Genomic DNA, 15,769 nt, shown 5'->3' on the forward strand with positions numbered 1-15,769 from the left:
GTTTCACATCCCCCCTCGCCCCCGCCCCGTCACCCCCGTCTCGTAGGCGACGATCACGAGTTGGGCTCTGTCTCGGGCGTGGAGTTTCGTGAGCAGGCGGCCTATGTGGGTTTTGACGGTGGCCGGGCTCAGGTGGAGGTGTTCGGCGATCTCCGTGTTGGACAGGCCCCGGGCGATCAGGCCGAGTACTTCGAGTTCGCGGTCGGTGATCGCGTCCAGGGAGCGGCTGGGTGGGCGGGCCGGTTCCGGGCGGCGGGCGAACTCCGCTATCAGGCGGCGGGTCACCGAGGGGGCGAGCAGTGCCTCACCCGCGGCGACGACGCCGATGGCGGTGAGGACCTCCGTCGGCGGGGTGTCCTTCAGCAGGAAGCCCGCGGCGCCGGCGCGCAGGGCGGCGTAGACGTACTCGTCGAGGTCGAACGTGGTGAGGATGAGGACGCGGACGCCGGACAGGGCCGGGTCGGCGCTGATCCGCCGGGTCGCCTCGATGCCGTCGACGTCCGGCATGCGTACGTCCATCAGGACGACGTCCGGCCTTTCGCGGCGGGCGAGTTCGACGGCCTCCGCGCCGTTCGCGGCCTCGCCCACGGCCGTCATGCCGGGGGTATGGTCGACCAGGACGCGGAAGCTGCCGCGCACCATCGCCTGGTCGTCGGCGATCAGCACCCGGACGGGGCTCACGTCGGTCACGGTCATCGGTTCCCTTCGGCGGGCAGACGGACGGACACCGCGAAACCGCCCTCCGGCCGGGGGCCCGCCTCGAAGCTGCCGCCGTACATCATCGCGCGCTCCCGCATCCCCAAGAGGCCGTGTCCGCCGGGCAGTTCGGGAGCGGTCCGGCTGGGTGCGGGCGACGGTCCCTCGTCCACTATGTCGATGCGCACCTCTCGCGCGTCCGCCTCGACCGTCACCCGGCAGCGGGTCGGGGCGGCGTGCCGGACCACGTTGGTGACGGCCTCCTGGACGATCCGGTAGACGGTCAGCTGTGTCCCCTCGGCCAGGCCGTCCACGACCCGCACCGTCAGGTCGACCTCCACACCGGCCCGGTGCGCCTCCGCGGCGAGCCGGTCGAGCCGGTCGAGATCCGGCACCGGTCCGAGGGGCGCGCCCTCGGTGCGCAGTACGCCGAGCGTGCGCCGCATCTCGGCGAGCGCGGCACGGCTCGTCTCCTCGATGACCTTGAGGGCGGCCCGCGCCTCTGTCGGGTCGGCCTCGGCCACATGCCCGGCGACGCCCGCCTTGACGGCGATCAGGCTGAGGTTGTGCGAGACGATGTCGTGCAGCTCCCGGGCGATCCGCAGGCGCTCCTCGATCAGCGCCCGCTCCGACCGACGCCGCTGTTCCCGGGCGGCCCCGGCCCGGCGGCCGCGCAGGACGACCCCCGCCCCCCACGCCCCGCCGATCACCAGGAGCACGACCGAGGCCACCCCGACGGCGCCCCGCCAGTTTTCGCTGGGGGTGACCACCGCTTCCCCGGCGTAGACGGCGCCGCACGCCACCGGCAGCGCCACCGCGAGGGCGGGCACGGACCGGCGGGCGGGCTCGGCCAGTCCGACGAGGTAGGCCGCGAGCCCGGCGGCGGCGTAGGGCTCGCGGGGGATGTCGAGGAGCGACGCCGTGGCCAGGGCGGCCAGTACGGCCGTCAGCACCGCGACGGGCCACCGGCGGCGCCCGGCGATGGGCAGGCCGACCATGGCCGCGATCAGCAGGCCGAGCCAGGGCGGCCCTGTGTAGACGGGCTGGCCGTCGTCGGAGGTCAGCCGGGCGAATCCCGCGTACACGGCGGTCAGGGCCAGTGCCGCGATGAGGTCGAGGGCGTGGACGTGGCGCTGCCCGTCGGGCTTCATGGCCCGACCGTACCTGTGCGCGTCCACTCAACCGACCTGTCCCAGCAGTGCCATCAGCGCGAGCGTCACCAGGGCCAGCGGCACCCAGCGCAGCACCGCCGTCCGGCTGGGCCGGGGCGCTCGGCGCAGCAGTGCCAGCCCCAGGGGTACGAAGGCGACGCACAGTCCGGCCAGGGCCACCAGCGACAGAGGGGTCGTTCCCTTCAGCACCCCCAGGGGCAGCGCCGCGGTGAGGCCGAGTGCGGCGGCACGGACCGGGCCGAGGACCTGTGTGCGCCAGGCGCCGAGGGCGAGGACCACCCACCCGGCGAGGACGGCGAGGTTCAGCGTGGAGAAGACGTGGAACGCGCCGTAGCCGGCGGCGACCGTCTCGGTGGCGGGCCCGGCCCCTCGGGAACGCACCAGTTGGAAGGCCAGATGGTCGACGCCCGCGTGGAAGGTGCGGGCGAAGAGCCCGGACATCACCAGGACGCCTCCCCACAGGCCCCAGCCGGCGCTCCGCGCGCCGATCCGCGCGGCCGTCACCGCCACGGCGGGCCAGAGCAGCAGGCTGCCCGCGGCGAAGAGGCCGTACGCGGTGGCCATCTGCGTGGGGTGCCGTTCGTACGCGGCGAGTTGGTCGGGGAAGAAGAAGTGGAAGCGGGCTCTCAGTAACGCGCCGGCCAGCATCAGGAGCGGGCCGAGCACCATGGCCGTGCCGCCCACCCAGCGTCCGGGAAAGCCGGTGGCCTCCAGGCGCTCCACGGGCAGCGCGCTGTGGAGGCGGGCGCCGGTGGTGGTGGCCGGGGCGGGCATGGACGTCGTCGGGTTCGTCATGCCGACGACGATGCCTGTGCCTCCCCCTACGGGGCGTCGGACCGGGAACTGAACCTCGGGGTCAGACCTGGGTATGACCCGCTGACTCCCGGCAGGGGTCAGGCCGCGTTCGTCCACGCGTCCGGGCGGGGCGCCAGTATCGCGGAGACGACCGTGGTGGACGACGCCATGACGTCGGCGACGAACCGCAGGCGGCCGACGGCGAGCCGGCGCAGTGCCGGGCCGTGGTCGGCGGCGACGACGAGGGAGACCGCGAGCAGGAGGAGCCGCCACGCGGCCATCACCGGGCGGCGCGTCGCGCGGGGCAGTTCCGCCAGGGAGGCGTGCAGCCGCTCGCAGTGGAACGGGACGTGCCGCTGCTCGTCGGACAGGATCCGCGCGGCCACCTCCGAGGTGAGCGAGTCGTCCGTGCCGTCGCGCAGGGCGCGGTAGTAACGCAGGGCCACCACTTCCGCGATCATCAGCACCAGCAGTTCCATGCGCAGGCCCATCAGGCGCCGTAGCCGTACGAAGACCGTGTCGCTCCAGTGGCCGGCCAGCGTCTTGCGGCCGCCCGCGGCCAGCAGCAGGGCCAGGAGGCGGGCGTGGTTCTGTTCCTCGGCGACGAAGAGTCTGACCGCCTGGGCGTAGTCGGCGTCGCCGGCCTGGTCGGCTTTGGCGACGAGGTTGGCGCCGTCGCCGTCCTCACCGACCTGGAAGCGCTGGATGCCGGCCCACACCGCCGGGGGCAGCGTCGCGCCTCGCGTCCAGTCCGGGTCGCCCTGGGCGCTTCTGCGCTCGCGTTCGTCCTCGAACTGCCGTGTCCACTTGGCGAAGCCGCTCGCACTCACCCGGTTCCCCTTTCCGGACACGGACGCCGTGCCCCGGAAAGGGGGGACGCCCGCGGAGGCCGAACCGTTCCCTTCGGCGTCCCGCGGCGGCGCTCAGGCCGGCTCGGGTTGCGGTTCCGGGCGTCGGGCCGGGGCGAGGACCGGTTCCCAGAGTCTGGTGGTGCGCCGGTAGCCGTAGATCACCGAGACCATCGCCAGGATGAGGAGGGGGCCGGACACCGCCGGGTACGCGGCCAGTTCCATCGGCAGGAAGCGGTACGACACCAGGAGCGCGGCGAAGACCGCGGTGCCGTGGAGGACGAGTTGGACTCCCGCCCGGTCCCAGCCTCGGTCGAACGAGCGCAGGCCTGCCTCGATCGTGAGCGCGAACACCACGCCGGCGAGGAGGTCCACGCCGTAGTGGTAGCCGAATCCCAGGGTCGCCGTGAGCGTGGCGACCAGCCAGAAGGTGCCCGCGAACCGCAGCAGGCGGGGCGCCTTGCGGGTGTGGATGAAGATCGCGACGGACCATGCCGTGTGCAGGCTGGGCATGCAGTTGCGGGGGGTGAGCCCGTCGTACGACACCGGCTGGGGGACGGTGATCGGTGGGGGCGTGTTCGGCCAGAGATTGGCCACCGCCCACTGCACACCACCGGTGCCGGAGGCGCCCGGGCCGTAGGCGAAGACCGGACCGACGACCGGGAAGACCATGTAGATGGCGGGCCCGAGGAGGCCGATCACCAGGAACGTGCGGACCAGGTGATGGCGCGGGAAGCGTCTTGCGGACGCCACGTCGCGCAGTTGGTGGAGCGCGACGACGACCGCGGCGACCGCGAGCTGCGCGTAGACCCACTGGAGGAGGTGGGAGCTGATCGGGCTGGTGGCCTCGACCATCCGGCCCACCAGCCACGACGGGTTGCCCAGCGCCTGATCGGCGGTCGCCACGTAGGGGTCGAGCACCTCGGTGCGGGTCTTCGCCGTGATGAACAGCCAGGTGTCGCCGATCTTGCGGCCGGCCACCAGCAGCAGGGCCAGACCGACGCCCTTCAGCAGCAGGACGCGTTCGGGGCCGGTGCGGCGCGTGACAGCGAAGACCGCGGTGCCCAGCATCACCCACAACGCGCCGTTTCCGACGGAGTGATCCTCGGGTATGTGGGCGTCTGCCGCCCACCGCACCGACATGAACACGACGTCGATGCCGATCGCCGCGCCGGCCGCGATGAACCGCTGCCGCCAGGTGAGCACCACCATCATCAACGCCAGACCGCCGTACAGCGGCCCCGGTTTCGGGGCGAAGACCAGGGCTTCCACCTGGGTGGTGACGGGGCCCGGTTCGCCGTAGCGGCGTGCGGCGATCTCCAGTGCGACGAGGAGTACGAGAGCCACCGCCCCCGCCGTCCCCCACAGCATCGCGCGTCCATGCCGCCGCGCGACCGGCGAGATCCTGCCGCTTGTCCGCGAGAACACCCGCGATGCTCTAGTTATCAATCGTCTGGCCGATTTTGTCGAGTGGTCGATGAAGGAAAAGCGACAGGGGTGACCATCGCGAGATCGAACATACTATCGGAGGGGGTGCGAAGTCGGACTTCGGTGCGGAACAGGGCACCTCCGAGGCCGCGCGGAACTCCTGAGTCTTCTCCACCCCGGCTGTCTATCACCGTGCTCCGCCGACCGGAAGGTCGGTCGTCACAGTGACGCCGGGATCATCCGCCGGCTCGCTCCCGCAGCCGCCGGGAGAGAGCACGGCCCCATCTCTGCGGCGGGGTCTCGACATAGCGGTGGGCCAGCCAGGACAAGGGGAGGAGGACGGCGACGAAGGCCGCCTCCAGGACGAGGTCGTCGCGGGCGGAGCGGCCGATCGTGGCGTCCGTCACGGCCAGCATCACCGGGTGGAGCAAGTAGACGGAGTAACTGATCGCCCCCAGGACCGTCAGGCAGCGAGGGGTTCGCCGGTGACGGAGGGCCCAGCCGGCGGCGAAGGTGAGGACTGCCAGCAGGAACGCCGTGAGCCAGCCGCGTTCCGTGAACTGGCGGGCGTCGCCGTGGCCGTGGGCACTGGCCACGGCGCACATCAGTACCGCGGCGGTCGCGCAGGCGGCGGCGCGCCACGTCACCTGACCGTGCTCCGCGCGGTGGATCGCCGTGCCCAGGAACATCACGGCGAGGATCATCAGCCCCTCCCAGACGGGGACCGTGCCGTTCGCCGTCACCAGCAGCAGGGCCAGCAGTCCGCCCAGCACGCCCCCGGCCGTGCGCAGTACGGGCCGCCCGGCGCAGGCGCAGCAGACGGCGGTCGCCATGACGACCGAGGCGATCGCCACCAGCGGGCCGGCGCCCAGGGCGTGGGAGAGGGCCGAGGGCGGCAGCGTGACTCCCGCCGCGACGCCGGCGGCCGCCAGTACGGCCAGGGTGACCGCCACCGTCGCCGAACGGTGGTGCCGGCCGACCGTGAAAAGGGCGACGGTGAGGAGGTAGAAGGCCATCTCGTAGGAGAGCGTCCACAGGACCAGCAGGAGGTTGGGTGTGCCCAACAGCTCCTGGAACATGGTCAGATGCGCGGCGGCCACGGTGGCCGGGGGCTGGTGCGCCAGGTCGGGGCGGATCAGGGCCAGGTCCAGTGCGTGCAGTGCCAGCAGCGCCGTGACGGCCACCGCCCACAGCGGGTACACGCGGAACAGTCGTCCGATCCAGAACGTCCGCACGGAGCCGCCGCGTTCGAGCGACGCGGGAATGATGTAGCCGCTCACCAGGAAGAACACCATGATGCCGTAACGGCTGGTGTTGAACTCGGGCATCAACTCCTGCCTGAACTGCGGCAGGAACGCGTACGAGGAGTGATCGAAGACGACGACCAGGGCGGCGATGCCTCTGAGGGCGTCCAGCCAGCCGACCCGGGGTCTCTCCCGCAGCGGCGTCACTCGGGGTGAGAGCGATGGATCGGTGCGTAATCGGCCGGTGCGTGGGGGTACTTGGGAGGGGGTCATGGACAGCCGCCGTTCTGTGAGGGGAGATCCGTCGTGGTGTCGGGTGGTGGCCCGTAGGGGTTTGCCGTGATCCGTGATGGTCGCCGGGCGCTACTTCTTCGTCTTCAGGCCGTCCGGCAGGGCGAGTTTCACGGGGACGCAGGGTTCCGCCACCGTCCCGGCGTCGTAGTGCTCGACCGCGCGGGCCCTGCGGCCGCCCGCCGTGTTCTCGAAGGTGAGCAGATCGCCTCGGCCCAGGGTGAAGTCCCAGCTCGACTTGAGGGGTACTACGGGTATGGGGTCGCCGTGCTCGTCCAGGGCCACCGGCGTGGGAGCGGGGGCGCTGCGCTCGCACACGTACCCCGGTGGCAGTACGTCGATCGTCACGTGGATCTCCCAGGGACGCAGCGCCCTCGCCAGGGCCTCCTGGGCCTCCACGCTGATGAACTGCTCCTCGACCGTGAGCCTCACCTTGCCGTCGCCGCGCCCCTGCACCGCGTACGCGACCGGCTGGGCCGGTGCTTCGGAGGCGAGCACGGTGCCGAGTCCGAGCAGCGGGGCGAGCCCGAGCAGCGCGCAGGGCAGCGCCACGACGGCGAGGCGTCGAGGGGTGATCAGGCGGCGCGGCGGGGTCGCGGGGGGCGGCTGCTCGCGGGTGTCGATGTCCCGTTTCAGCTCGGCCAGCAGACGGTCCTCGAACGTCGGCCTCGTGCTCACGCCTCTCCCCCCGCGACGTACATCAGAGGTCCGTCCGGTGTCCGTGCCGCTTTCGGGCGTCCCCGGGTCACGGGCGCGGCCGACGCCATGGGCGTGGTCAACGCCGTGGGCGTGGTCGACGCCGTGGTCGCGGTGGACGCCGTGGTCGCGGTGGACGCCGTGGTCGCGGCCGCCTCGGCGCGCAGCGCCCTGCGCGCGCGGTGCAGGCGCACCCTCGCGGTGACCTGGCGAATGCCCAGCGCGGCCGCCGCCTCGGTGACCGTCAACTGGTCCACGGCGATCAGCTCCATGACCGCCCGCTCCCCCTCGGGCAGTCTCGCCAGCGCGGCCAGGGCGCGCCGCCCCGGACTCTCCGCGTCGAGCTTGTCCTCCAGGCGGACGACGTCGTCGGCGTCCAGCAGCCGTCTCCCGGACAGGCGCAGATCCCGTGCGGTCTCACGGGCGATCCGGCGGCGCTCCGACGACACGACGTTGCGCGCGACGCCGTACAGCCAGGCCGTCTCGCTGCCGAGGCCGGGACGGTAGGAGGCGGCCGAGTCGAGGACGGCGAGGAAGATCTCGGCCGTCAGGTCCGCCGCGGTGTGCGGGTCGTCCACCCGCCGGGCCACGAAGCGCAGGACGGCGTCCACATGGCGTCGGTAGAAGTCCTCGAAGAGGCGCGGGTCCCGTAACGCCGCCTCCGGCTCACCCCGTTCAGCGCCGTCCACGGGCGGCCTCCTTCTCGTCGTCGGGCAACGTCGTCGTCTGTTCTTGGCCCGAAGCGCGAAAAGCGTTACACAGGGGGCGGGCGTGACGCGTGTGCCGTCGGCTGCTCGCTGCCCGAGACTGGCCCTGTGAGAGTGAGCGATCTGCACCGCCGTCTGCTGGCCGACCTCCTCGACCTGGGCACGCCCTACTCCCTGGCGCTGACCGGTGGTCACGCCGCCCAGGCGCACGGGCTCGTGGAACGCGTCGTACGGCATGTGGCCGTCGCGACCGAGAGCCCGGCCGGGATGGAGGACATCGCCGGCGTGCTCCGGGCGGGGCTGGAGGAGCGCGGGTGGCTCGTGTCGAGTCCCCCGGAGACGGATCCCCTCTCCGCCCGGCTGGTCGTCGTCGAACCGGTCACCGGCGAGGAGTGCCAGGTCGACGTCCTCAAGGAGGTGCTGTGGCGGCCGCTCGTGCCTACCGAGCTGGGTCTCGCCCTCTCCCTGGAGGACGTGGTCGGCACGAAGGTCCGGGCGCTGGCCGACCGGGGGCTGGCCCGCGACCTCGTCGACGTCCACGCCGCCGCCGGCCGCTGGAGCCACCCCGATCTGGAGGAACTGGGCCGTCGCCACGCCCGCGACGCCTTCGACCTCGCCGACCTCCAGGCCCGTCTGACCGGCGCGGAGATGATCGACGACGTCGAGTTCACCGCATACGGCCTCGACGGTCCCGCCGTGGCCGCGCTGCGCCGGTGGGCGCAGGAGTGGGCGGACGACATCGCGGAACGCCTTCTGGAGTCGTCGCCTCCGGAGGAGGAGTGAGGGTCCCGTCGCCCGGACTCCTGGCTCTCAAGGGTCAGGGGGCCTACGGGTGAGGGGGCACGTCGATCCACGGGGCCAGGGGGAGGGGTAGGGGTAGTAGGGGCCCGGGTCTCAGCCGGTGTCGAGGCCGTCGATCAGGCGGTTGAGGAAGCGGGTGAACGTGGCTTCGGGGGTGACGGGGCGTGCGGGGGCGGCGAGGGCTTCGGCGAGTTCGGGGTGGCGGCCAGCCTCGACGACCTTCGCCAGGTAGCGAGCCTCGGCCGCGGCCCGGTCGGGGGCCTGGGCGGCCGCTGTCTGGGTGAGCTCGTGGGCCACGTGTCCCGCGACGAACGCGGTGAGCTGGGCGAAGATCTCCAGTCTGGTCGCGCCGTCCAGTCCGGTGGGGCGCAGGGCCGCGAGCGCGTGTTCCAGGAAGGCGAGGGTGCGGGGACCGAGGCTGCGGCGGGTGGTCAGGGCGGCCGGCAGCCAGGGGTGACGCAGCATGAGGGCGCGCTGGAGGCGGGCGACGGTCTTGAGGTCGGCGCGCCAGTCGCCGGTGAGGTCGCCGTCGGCGGGGAGTTCGCCGCTGACGTGGTCGACCATCAGTTCCAGCAACGTGTCCTTGTCGGCGGCGTAGCTGTAGAGCGACATGACGCCGGCCCCGACCTCCGCGGCGACGCGTCGCATGGTGACCGCGTCGATGCCTTCGGCGTCCGCCAGCGCGACGGCGGCCGCCGTGATCGCCTCGCGGCTGAAGGCGGGCCTGCGGCCCCTGCGGGGTCGGTCGGGGTTCAGCCAGAGCTGTTCGGGGTCGACGCCCGGGGTGCGGGCGTCGCCGTCGCGCGTCACCGTCTCGGTGCTCCTTCTCGATTCCGCCGCCGCGGGTCGCGGCGTCCCTGACGGACGTGTCGTCCGGTCTTCGCCGTCGTCCGTGTGTTCCAGCATCCCAGCATCCTCTATTCTCGTACACAGTACGAGAATGAAACCGCGGGAGGGGACCATGGCGACACGCACCCACGACAACGGCACCACGGAGGGGCCGAGGCGGGGCTTCGACCCCGCGCCGTTCCCGAAGCCGCCGCTCTCCTCGCGGCTGATGCGGGCGACCTGGCGCGGCCTTCCGGCCAGGCGGTACGACGTCGGGTGGGAGCCGGGCCTCACGGTGCCGGCCGCCGACGGCAGCCCGCTCATCACGGACCACTACTTCCCACGCGCCGACGGCGACTTCCCCACCCTCCTCGTGCGCTCGCCCTACGGCAGGGGACTGCCCTGGTCCCCCATGTACGGGGTGCTCTTCGCCGAACAGGGCTTCCACGTCGTCCTGCAGAGCTGCCGCGGCACCGGCGGGTCGGGCGGCGCGTTCCACCTGTGGCGCAACGAGACCGCCGACGGGCTGGCGACGGCGTCCTGGCTGCGCGAACAGCCCTGGTTCGACGGAAGGTTGAGCACGGTCGGCCCGAGTTACCTGGGCTATGTGCAGTGGGCGCTCGCCGCGGAACCGCCGCCGGAACTGAGGGCGATGGTGGTGCAGGTGGGCCTGTCGGACCCGTACGCCCTGTTCTACCGCGACGGCGCGCTCCTCCTGGAGAACGCCCTCCTCGTCGGCATGGGCATCACGCACCAGCATCGCGGGCTCGGCCCGTTCGTGCGGGCGGCGGCTCGAATGCAGCGGCGGATGCGCGGGGTCGTCACAGCGTGGCCGTTGCGCCGGGCGTACGCGTCCGCACTCGGGGAGGAAGTGCCATGGCTGGACGGAGTGCTGACCCATCCGGACGCCGAGGACCCGTTCTGGGACGGCGCGTCGCAGGCGCGGGCGGCCGAGGCGGCGAGCGTGCCCACGGCCCTGATCACCGGCTGGCACGACGCGCTCGTCGACCAGACCTTCGAGCAGTACGGCAGGCTGCGGCGGGCCGGGTGCGAGAGCGCGCTGCTCGTGGGGCCGTGGACGCACGCCTCCGCGTTGCAGCGGGGCTGGCCGGAGGTGTTCGCAGAGAGCCTCGCCTGGCTGCGCGCGCACCTGTGCGACGACCCCTCCGGGCTGCGCCCTACGGGTGTACGGGTGCACGTCGGCGGCGAGGCCGGCTGGCGGGACCTGGACGCGTGGCCGCCCGCCCCGGCGGCGACGGCATGGTTCGCCACGCCGGACGGGCGCCTCACCCCGCAGCCCCCTACGGGTCGCGGACCGCTGACGTCCTTTTGCTACGACCCGGACGACCCCACGCCGTCCCTCGGCGGCCCCCTGCTCTCCCGCACCGCCGGCCCCCGCGACAACGGCGCCCTGGAGGCCCGTGCGGACGTCGTGACCTTCACCGGGCCCGCGCTGACCGAACCGGTGGACGTCCTCGGCCCGGTCTCGGCGCGGCTGAGCGTCGCCACGGACACCGGGTACGCCGACGTCTTCGTCCGCCTGTGCGACGTGGACCCGCGGGGCCGCTCCACCGATGTCTGCGACGGGCTCGCACAGGTGCGGACGACGGGAGACTCCCCCTCCCGCGTCACGGTGCCGATGAGTTCCACCGCCCACCGCTTCCTCCCCGGCCACCGCCTCCGCTGGCAGCTCAGCGGAGGCGCCCACCCCCGCTACGCCCGCAACCCCGGCACCGGCGAGCCCCCGGCGACCGCCACCGCCCACACCCCGACCCGCATCACCCTCCACACGGACTGCGCTCTGAGCCTCCCCGTCGCCGAACCGGCGCCGGCGCGGGGCCGGGCCGGTTCAACGGGGGCCGAGGACCCGGGTGATCAGTTCGGTCAGTAGACGGGTGCGGGGGAGCATGTGGGGGATCTTCACGTGCTCGGTGTCCGCGTGGGGGCCCTCGCCCACCGCGCCCAGGCCGTCCAGGGTGGGACAGCCCGTCGCCGCCGTGTAGTTGGCGTCGGAGGACCCCCCTACGGCTCTCCCCGTCAGGGGCGCCTGGCCCAGGTCCGCGGCGGTGCGGACGGCGAGGTCGAACAGGTCGGCGGAGGCGTGCGGCGGCATCGGCGGGCGTTGCGCGCCGCCCACGACCTCCAGGCGCGCACCGGGCGTCACGGGAGCGAGGCCGCGTACGAGGGCGTCGACGCGGTGCTGCGCCGTCGCCGTCGGCACGCGGACGTCCACCCACAGGCTCGCCCGCGCGGGCACCGTGTTGCGGACGCTCCCCGACGACAGCAGCGTCGGCGTCACGGTCGCCGCGCCCAGCACGGGGTGGGCCGCGTCGGCGGGCAGCGCGGCCTCGATGCCGGCGACGGCCAGGACCTGGTGGGCCGCCTCGACGGAGGCGTTGATCCCCTCGTGCGGCTCCACCCCGGCGTGCGCGGCCCGGCCGTGCACCACGATCTCGTACCGCGAGGTGCCCTTGCGGGCGGTCTTCACCGCGCCCCGTGCGTCGGCGGCCGCCTCCAGCACGAAGGCGGCCGCGCAGCGCCTCGCGGTCTGCTCCACGAGCGCGCGCGAGGTCGGGGAGCCGACCTCCTCGTCCCCGGTGACCAGCACGCACACCCCGTCCGGCGAGGGCAGCGAGGCCAGCGCGTGGAACATCTGCACCAGGCCCGCCTTCATGTCCAGGACGCCCGGACCGCGGGCGATCCCGTCCTCGGCCGACCAGGGGTGGGAGCGGAGCGAGCCGAGGGGCCACACCGTGTCGTGGTGGCCCAGCAGCAGGACGCGCGGTCCGCCGAACGTCCACCGCAGGTGGGTCACCCCGTCGATCACGATCGTCTCCGGCGCGGCTCCCAGCAGCCGTGCGCCGAGCGCGCCGACCGTCCGGGCGCTGCGCGCCACTGCGGCGTGGTCGGCGGAGAAGGACTCGCACCGCACGAGTTCCTCCAGGTCGGCCAGCATCGCCCCCAGGCCGGCCGGCATCGCCGGCGACTCCGCCCGCCGTCCTGGCATGGCCCGTCTCCTTCCGCAGGGAGCGCCGTCGCCGTATCCACGACGGTAGGGCGGGTCGGGACATGCCACCAGCGGCGGGGCCGCGAGGGCTTGCCCGGTCGGTCAGAGCAGGCCCAGGTCGTCCAGCTCCTTGTGGAGGTCCGCGCGGGGGTGGTCGGCGGGCGTCGACGGCGCGGAGCGGCGCTTGGAGGTGCGGGCGGCGGCAGCGGTCGCGAGGGCCGGGGCGGCCTCGGGGCGGGGGGCGCGGTCCCGGAAGAGCCAGGCTCCCACGAGACCGCCGACCAGCCCGCCCAGGTGGCCGAGCCAGCTCACGCCGGGGGTGCCGGGGACGGCGGTGGTGAGCAGGTAGGCGAAGGAGGCCGCCATGACCAGGCCGATCAGCGTGTCGATCAGGTGCCGGTCGAAGAGCCCGCGGACGACGACGTAGGCGAAGTACCCGTAGACCAGGCCACTCGCGCCGACCGTCACCGCGTCGCCCTGCTCCAGGAGCCACACCGCCGTACCGCTGGTGAGGGCGACCAGCAGGCTGAGCCCGAGGAAGCGGGCGACGCCGCGGTACGCGGCGAGGAAGCCGAAGACGAACAGCGGGCCGGAGTTGCTCTCGATGTGGGCCCAACTCCAGTGCAGGAACGGCGCGGACAGCACGTGGGGCAGCGATCCGACGTCGCCGGAGGTCACGCCGTAGTCGCGGGCCGGCCCGTAGTCCTGTGCCGCGTTGGCCAGTTGGACCAGCCAGACGATGGCCAGGAACGCGAACATCGTGAAGAACGCCTTGCGCGCCTCCGCGATCACCTGTTCCGAACTGACCGGCGTCCCTTCCGTCTTGCTCATCGCGCTTCCCCTCCCTGGCGGACCCCGTCCCCCTCGCCTCGCACTCTACGGAGTGCGGCGGCTCGTGGGGATGCCGCTCGCGCCAGCGTCAGGGTCACGACGACCGACGCGAGCGCCATCGCCGTCATCGCCGTCGCCGGCGAGGTGAGCTGGGCTGCCGCGCCGGCGAGGGCGGCGCTCACGCCCTGGAGGGTGAGCATCCCGGCGGAGTGCAGGCCGAGGGCGTGTCCGCCGAGTTCGGGCGGGGTGAGGGCCATCAGACGTTCCTGCTGGACGAGGCTCGCGCCGAAACCGACGGAGGCCACGGCGACGGCGACCGCGGCGACGGGCAGCGGCGGGCGCAGGACGAAGACGGCGTACGGGGCGGCCAGGAGCAGCAGGAGCGGGGTGGCGAGGCGGGTGCGCACCGCGGGTGCCAGGAAGCGGCCGACGGCGAGGTCGCCGGCCAGCATGCCCAGCGCCGCGCACGCGAACAGGGTGCCCGCGGCATCGGTGTCGTAGGACACGAAGAGGGCTTCGCAGCCGACGATCAGACCGTTGGGCAGCCACAGGCCGAGGTAGAGCAGCCGGCGCGGACGGGAGGACCACAGGCGGGCGTTGGTGCGCCACGTCTGCGCGGCCGAGGGGCGGCCCACGGCACGGGGCGCGCGGATGGTCAGTCCGAGGCGGGCGACGAGAGCGGCGCTCGCGTGGAGGAGGACGGCGAGGAGGAGGACGGGGCGCGGGGAGAGGACGGCGACGAGGACGCCGCCGGTGGCGTACCCGGTGATCTGCAGCAGCCCGTGCGTCATGTTGAAGACGGACCGCGCGGTGAGGTAGCCGCCTTCGGGGGCGATCTCGTTGAGCAGCCCCCAGCGGACCCCGCCGCCGAGCGCCGCGACCAGCCCCTGCGCGAGGACGGCGACGAAGACGGCCCCGGTCGGCAGCCCCGGCAGGGCGAGTACGGCCGTGAGGGCGGCGAAGGCCAGGGAGAGGCCGGCCAGGACACGTCTCGGGGGGAGGCGGTCGGCCCCGGAGAGGAGGAGCGTCGCGCCGAGAACCTGGGCGAGGGATGGACCGAACATGCTCACCGCCGAGAGGAACGGGGAGCCGGTGGCGCGGTGGACGAGGGTGCCCAGGGCGAGTCCCGCGATCGTCTGGGCGGCGGTGTGGGCGGCGGAGGAGAGGAGGAGGGGAGTGAACTCCGGGGTGCGGAAGAGGCGTCGGTAGCCGGTCGGGCTGAGCGTCATGCGGGGAGTCTCGGGCGGGGTTGGAGGGGGTCGTTATCGTTTCGCGGTGGTGCGAAACGTCGAGCCACGGCTCTGAGCGTGGGCCGCGATGGCCGGGCTGCCGTGTGGCACAGGCGAGGGGGTGGAGCCGGTGGGGTGGTGGCAGGTGAACGCCGACACGCTCGCCGGGAGCCGGTTTCTGATCTCGCCGCTCGCCGAGACCTTCGCGAGTCTGAAGCTGCTGCACTCCGGGGCGGGCGCTCATCCCGGGGAGACGGCCTGGCTGCGGGCGCATCTGCCCGGTTACCGGGCGCGGCTCGCCGCCGATCCGGTGACCGCGCGGCTGGTGCGGGCGGGGCTCGGGCGGCACTGGCTCGCCGACTTCCTGACGCCCACCCCGAGGGAGGGGGAAAGCTTCGAGGAGGGCCTCGGGCGGGTGCGGTCGGCGCGGGCGGCGGACGCCCGCGCGCATCTGCGGGTGTCCCTCGCGGGGCCGCTGCCGGACGTTCTGGAGCGGGACGATCTGCCCGAGCGGGCGGCGGTGCTGCTGGAGTACGTGTGGGACGCGGCCGTACTGCCCTACTGGGAGCGGCGGCGCAGAGTCCTCGAAGCGGATGTCGCGGTGCGGACGGCGCAGGTCAGTCGCGGTGGGTGGGCCTCGGTGCTGGACTCGTTGCGGCCGGGGACGCGGTGGCTCGGGGAAAGCCGGCTGCAGGTGAACCTGCACGAATACCCCCCTCGGGAGATCTCCGGCGCGGAGCTGCTGTTCGTGCCGGTGACTCCGCGCGCGGGGTGGGTGTCGTGGGAGGAGGCCGAGGGGCGGGAAGGGTGGGGGCGGTATGCCGTCGTCTACCCATGCGTCGGGGCTCTCGCCGGGGACCACGGCGGCGGAGCGGCGACGCCGGCGTTGAGCGCGTTGCTGGGGGCCGGGCGGGCGGCGGTCCTGGTGCTGCTCGGGGAGGGGGCGCTGAGCACGACGCAGTTGGTCGCACTGACCGGGCAGGGGTTGGGGTCGGTGGGCCGGCACCTGCGGGTGCTGCTGGACGCGGGGTTGGTGGAACGGCGGAGGGTGGGGCGGTCGGTGCTGTACTCCCGGACGGGGGTGGGGGATGCGGTGGCGTCGGCGGGGGGTGGGGGTTAGCTGTCGTGCGGGTCGGCTGCGGCCGGGGGGCGTGTCGTGCGGGTCGGCTGCCGCCGGGGGGCGTGTCGTGCGGGTC

Annotated in this window: 15 protein-coding genes; 3 read left to right on the top strand and 12 right to left on the bottom strand. The window is 73.5% G+C overall.

From position 1 onward, the window contains the following. Positions 1–3: 3 nt before the first annotated feature. From ACIRS4_RS20785 to ACIRS4_RS20820, 8 genes are all read right to left on the bottom strand, one after another. Positions 4–696, bottom strand: a complete 693-nt coding sequence (locus ACIRS4_RS20785; RefSeq protein WP_404197843.1) for a response regulator — start codon at positions 694–696, stop codon at positions 4–6. Beyond that, a complete protein-coding gene (locus tag ACIRS4_RS20790; protein WP_404197845.1) occupies positions 693–1,847 on the bottom strand; it encodes a sensor histidine kinase in 1,155 nt (384 codons plus the stop codon). The genes ACIRS4_RS20785 and ACIRS4_RS20790 overlap by 4 nt, the downstream gene beginning before the upstream one ends. A 27-nt stretch (positions 1,848–1,874) precedes the next feature. Beyond that, positions 1,875–2,663 carry a hypothetical protein gene (locus ACIRS4_RS20795; protein WP_404197848.1) on the bottom strand — a complete coding sequence of 263 codons (789 nt, stop codon included), beginning with the start codon at positions 2,661–2,663 and terminating at the stop codon, positions 1,875–1,877. 98 nt (positions 2,664–2,761) lie between these two features. After that, positions 2,762–3,493 (bottom strand): ferritin-like domain-containing protein, encoded by a 732-nt coding sequence (locus ACIRS4_RS20800; RefSeq protein WP_404197850.1) that lies wholly within the window; start codon positions 3,491–3,493, stop codon positions 2,762–2,764. A gap of 93 nt (positions 3,494–3,586) precedes the next feature. Beyond that, positions 3,587–4,882: a phosphatase PAP2 family protein gene (locus tag ACIRS4_RS20805; RefSeq protein ID WP_404197853.1), complete on the bottom strand. Its 1,296-nt coding sequence runs from the start codon at positions 4,880–4,882 to the stop codon at positions 3,587–3,589. A gap of 293 nt (positions 4,883–5,175) precedes the next feature. Further along, the gene (locus tag ACIRS4_RS20810; protein WP_404198138.1) at positions 5,176–6,381 is read right to left on the bottom strand and encodes an acyltransferase family protein; all 1,206 of its coding nucleotides are present in this window, start codon (positions 6,379–6,381) and stop codon (positions 5,176–5,178) included. Between the two features lie 165 nt (positions 6,382–6,546). Continuing rightward, entirely contained in the window at positions 6,547–7,152 is a 606-nt protein-coding gene (locus ACIRS4_RS20815) for a hypothetical protein (RefSeq protein WP_404197855.1), read from the bottom strand. Then, on the bottom strand, positions 7,149–7,859 hold the full coding sequence (locus ACIRS4_RS20820; RefSeq protein WP_404197858.1) for an RNA polymerase sigma factor: 711 nt from the start codon (positions 7,857–7,859) through the stop codon (positions 7,149–7,151). Before ACIRS4_RS20820 ends, ACIRS4_RS20815 begins: the two co-directional genes overlap by 4 nt. 126 nt (positions 7,860–7,985) lie before the next feature. Between ACIRS4_RS20820 and ACIRS4_RS20825 the strand changes: the two genes are divergently transcribed. Beyond that, positions 7,986–8,660 carry a nucleotidyl transferase AbiEii/AbiGii toxin family protein gene (locus ACIRS4_RS20825; RefSeq protein ID WP_404197861.1) on the top strand — a complete coding sequence of 225 codons (675 nt, stop codon included), beginning with the start codon at positions 7,986–7,988 and terminating at the stop codon, positions 8,658–8,660. 111 nt (positions 8,661–8,771) lie between these two features. Here the strand turns inward: ACIRS4_RS20825 and ACIRS4_RS20830 are convergent, their stop codons facing one another. Further along, positions 8,772–9,488: a TetR/AcrR family transcriptional regulator gene (locus ACIRS4_RS20830; protein ID WP_404197863.1), complete on the bottom strand. Its 717-nt coding sequence runs from the start codon at positions 9,486–9,488 to the stop codon at positions 8,772–8,774. A gap of 151 nt (positions 9,489–9,639) precedes the next feature. Here ACIRS4_RS20830 and ACIRS4_RS20835 point away from each other — a divergent pair, with 151 nt between their 5' ends. After that, the gene (locus tag ACIRS4_RS20835) at positions 9,640–11,397 is read left to right on the top strand and encodes a CocE/NonD family hydrolase (RefSeq protein ID WP_404197866.1); all 1,758 of its coding nucleotides are present in this window, start codon (positions 9,640–9,642) and stop codon (positions 11,395–11,397) included. Here ACIRS4_RS20835 and ACIRS4_RS20840 read toward each other — a convergent pair. From ACIRS4_RS20840 to ACIRS4_RS20850, 3 genes are all read right to left on the bottom strand, one after another. Further along, entirely contained in the window at positions 11,356–12,513 is a 1,158-nt protein-coding gene (locus ACIRS4_RS20840; protein WP_404197868.1) for a M20/M25/M40 family metallo-hydrolase, read from the bottom strand. The two genes, ACIRS4_RS20835 and ACIRS4_RS20840, sit on opposite strands and share 42 nt — an antisense overlap. A gap of 102 nt (positions 12,514–12,615) precedes the next feature. Next, positions 12,616–13,344 (bottom strand): rhomboid family intramembrane serine protease, encoded by a 729-nt coding sequence (locus ACIRS4_RS20845; RefSeq protein ID WP_404197870.1) that lies wholly within the window; start codon positions 13,342–13,344, stop codon positions 12,616–12,618. Continuing rightward, positions 13,341–14,573 (bottom strand): MFS transporter, encoded by a 1,233-nt coding sequence (locus ACIRS4_RS20850; RefSeq protein WP_404197873.1) that lies wholly within the window; start codon positions 14,571–14,573, stop codon positions 13,341–13,343. Before ACIRS4_RS20850 ends, ACIRS4_RS20845 begins: the two co-directional genes overlap by 4 nt. Before the next feature lie 130 nt (positions 14,574–14,703). Here ACIRS4_RS20850 and ACIRS4_RS20855 point away from each other — a divergent pair, with 130 nt between their 5' ends. Then, a complete protein-coding gene (locus ACIRS4_RS20855; protein WP_404197876.1) occupies positions 14,704–15,693 on the top strand; it encodes an ArsR family transcriptional regulator in 990 nt (329 codons plus the stop codon). The last annotated feature ends 76 nt before the right edge of the window (positions 15,694–15,769 follow it).

The organism is Streptomyces sp. NPDC101166, assembly GCF_044768125.1.
In the GTDB taxonomy this organism is placed as follows: domain Bacteria; phylum Actinomycetota; class Actinomycetes; order Streptomycetales; family Streptomycetaceae; genus Streptomyces.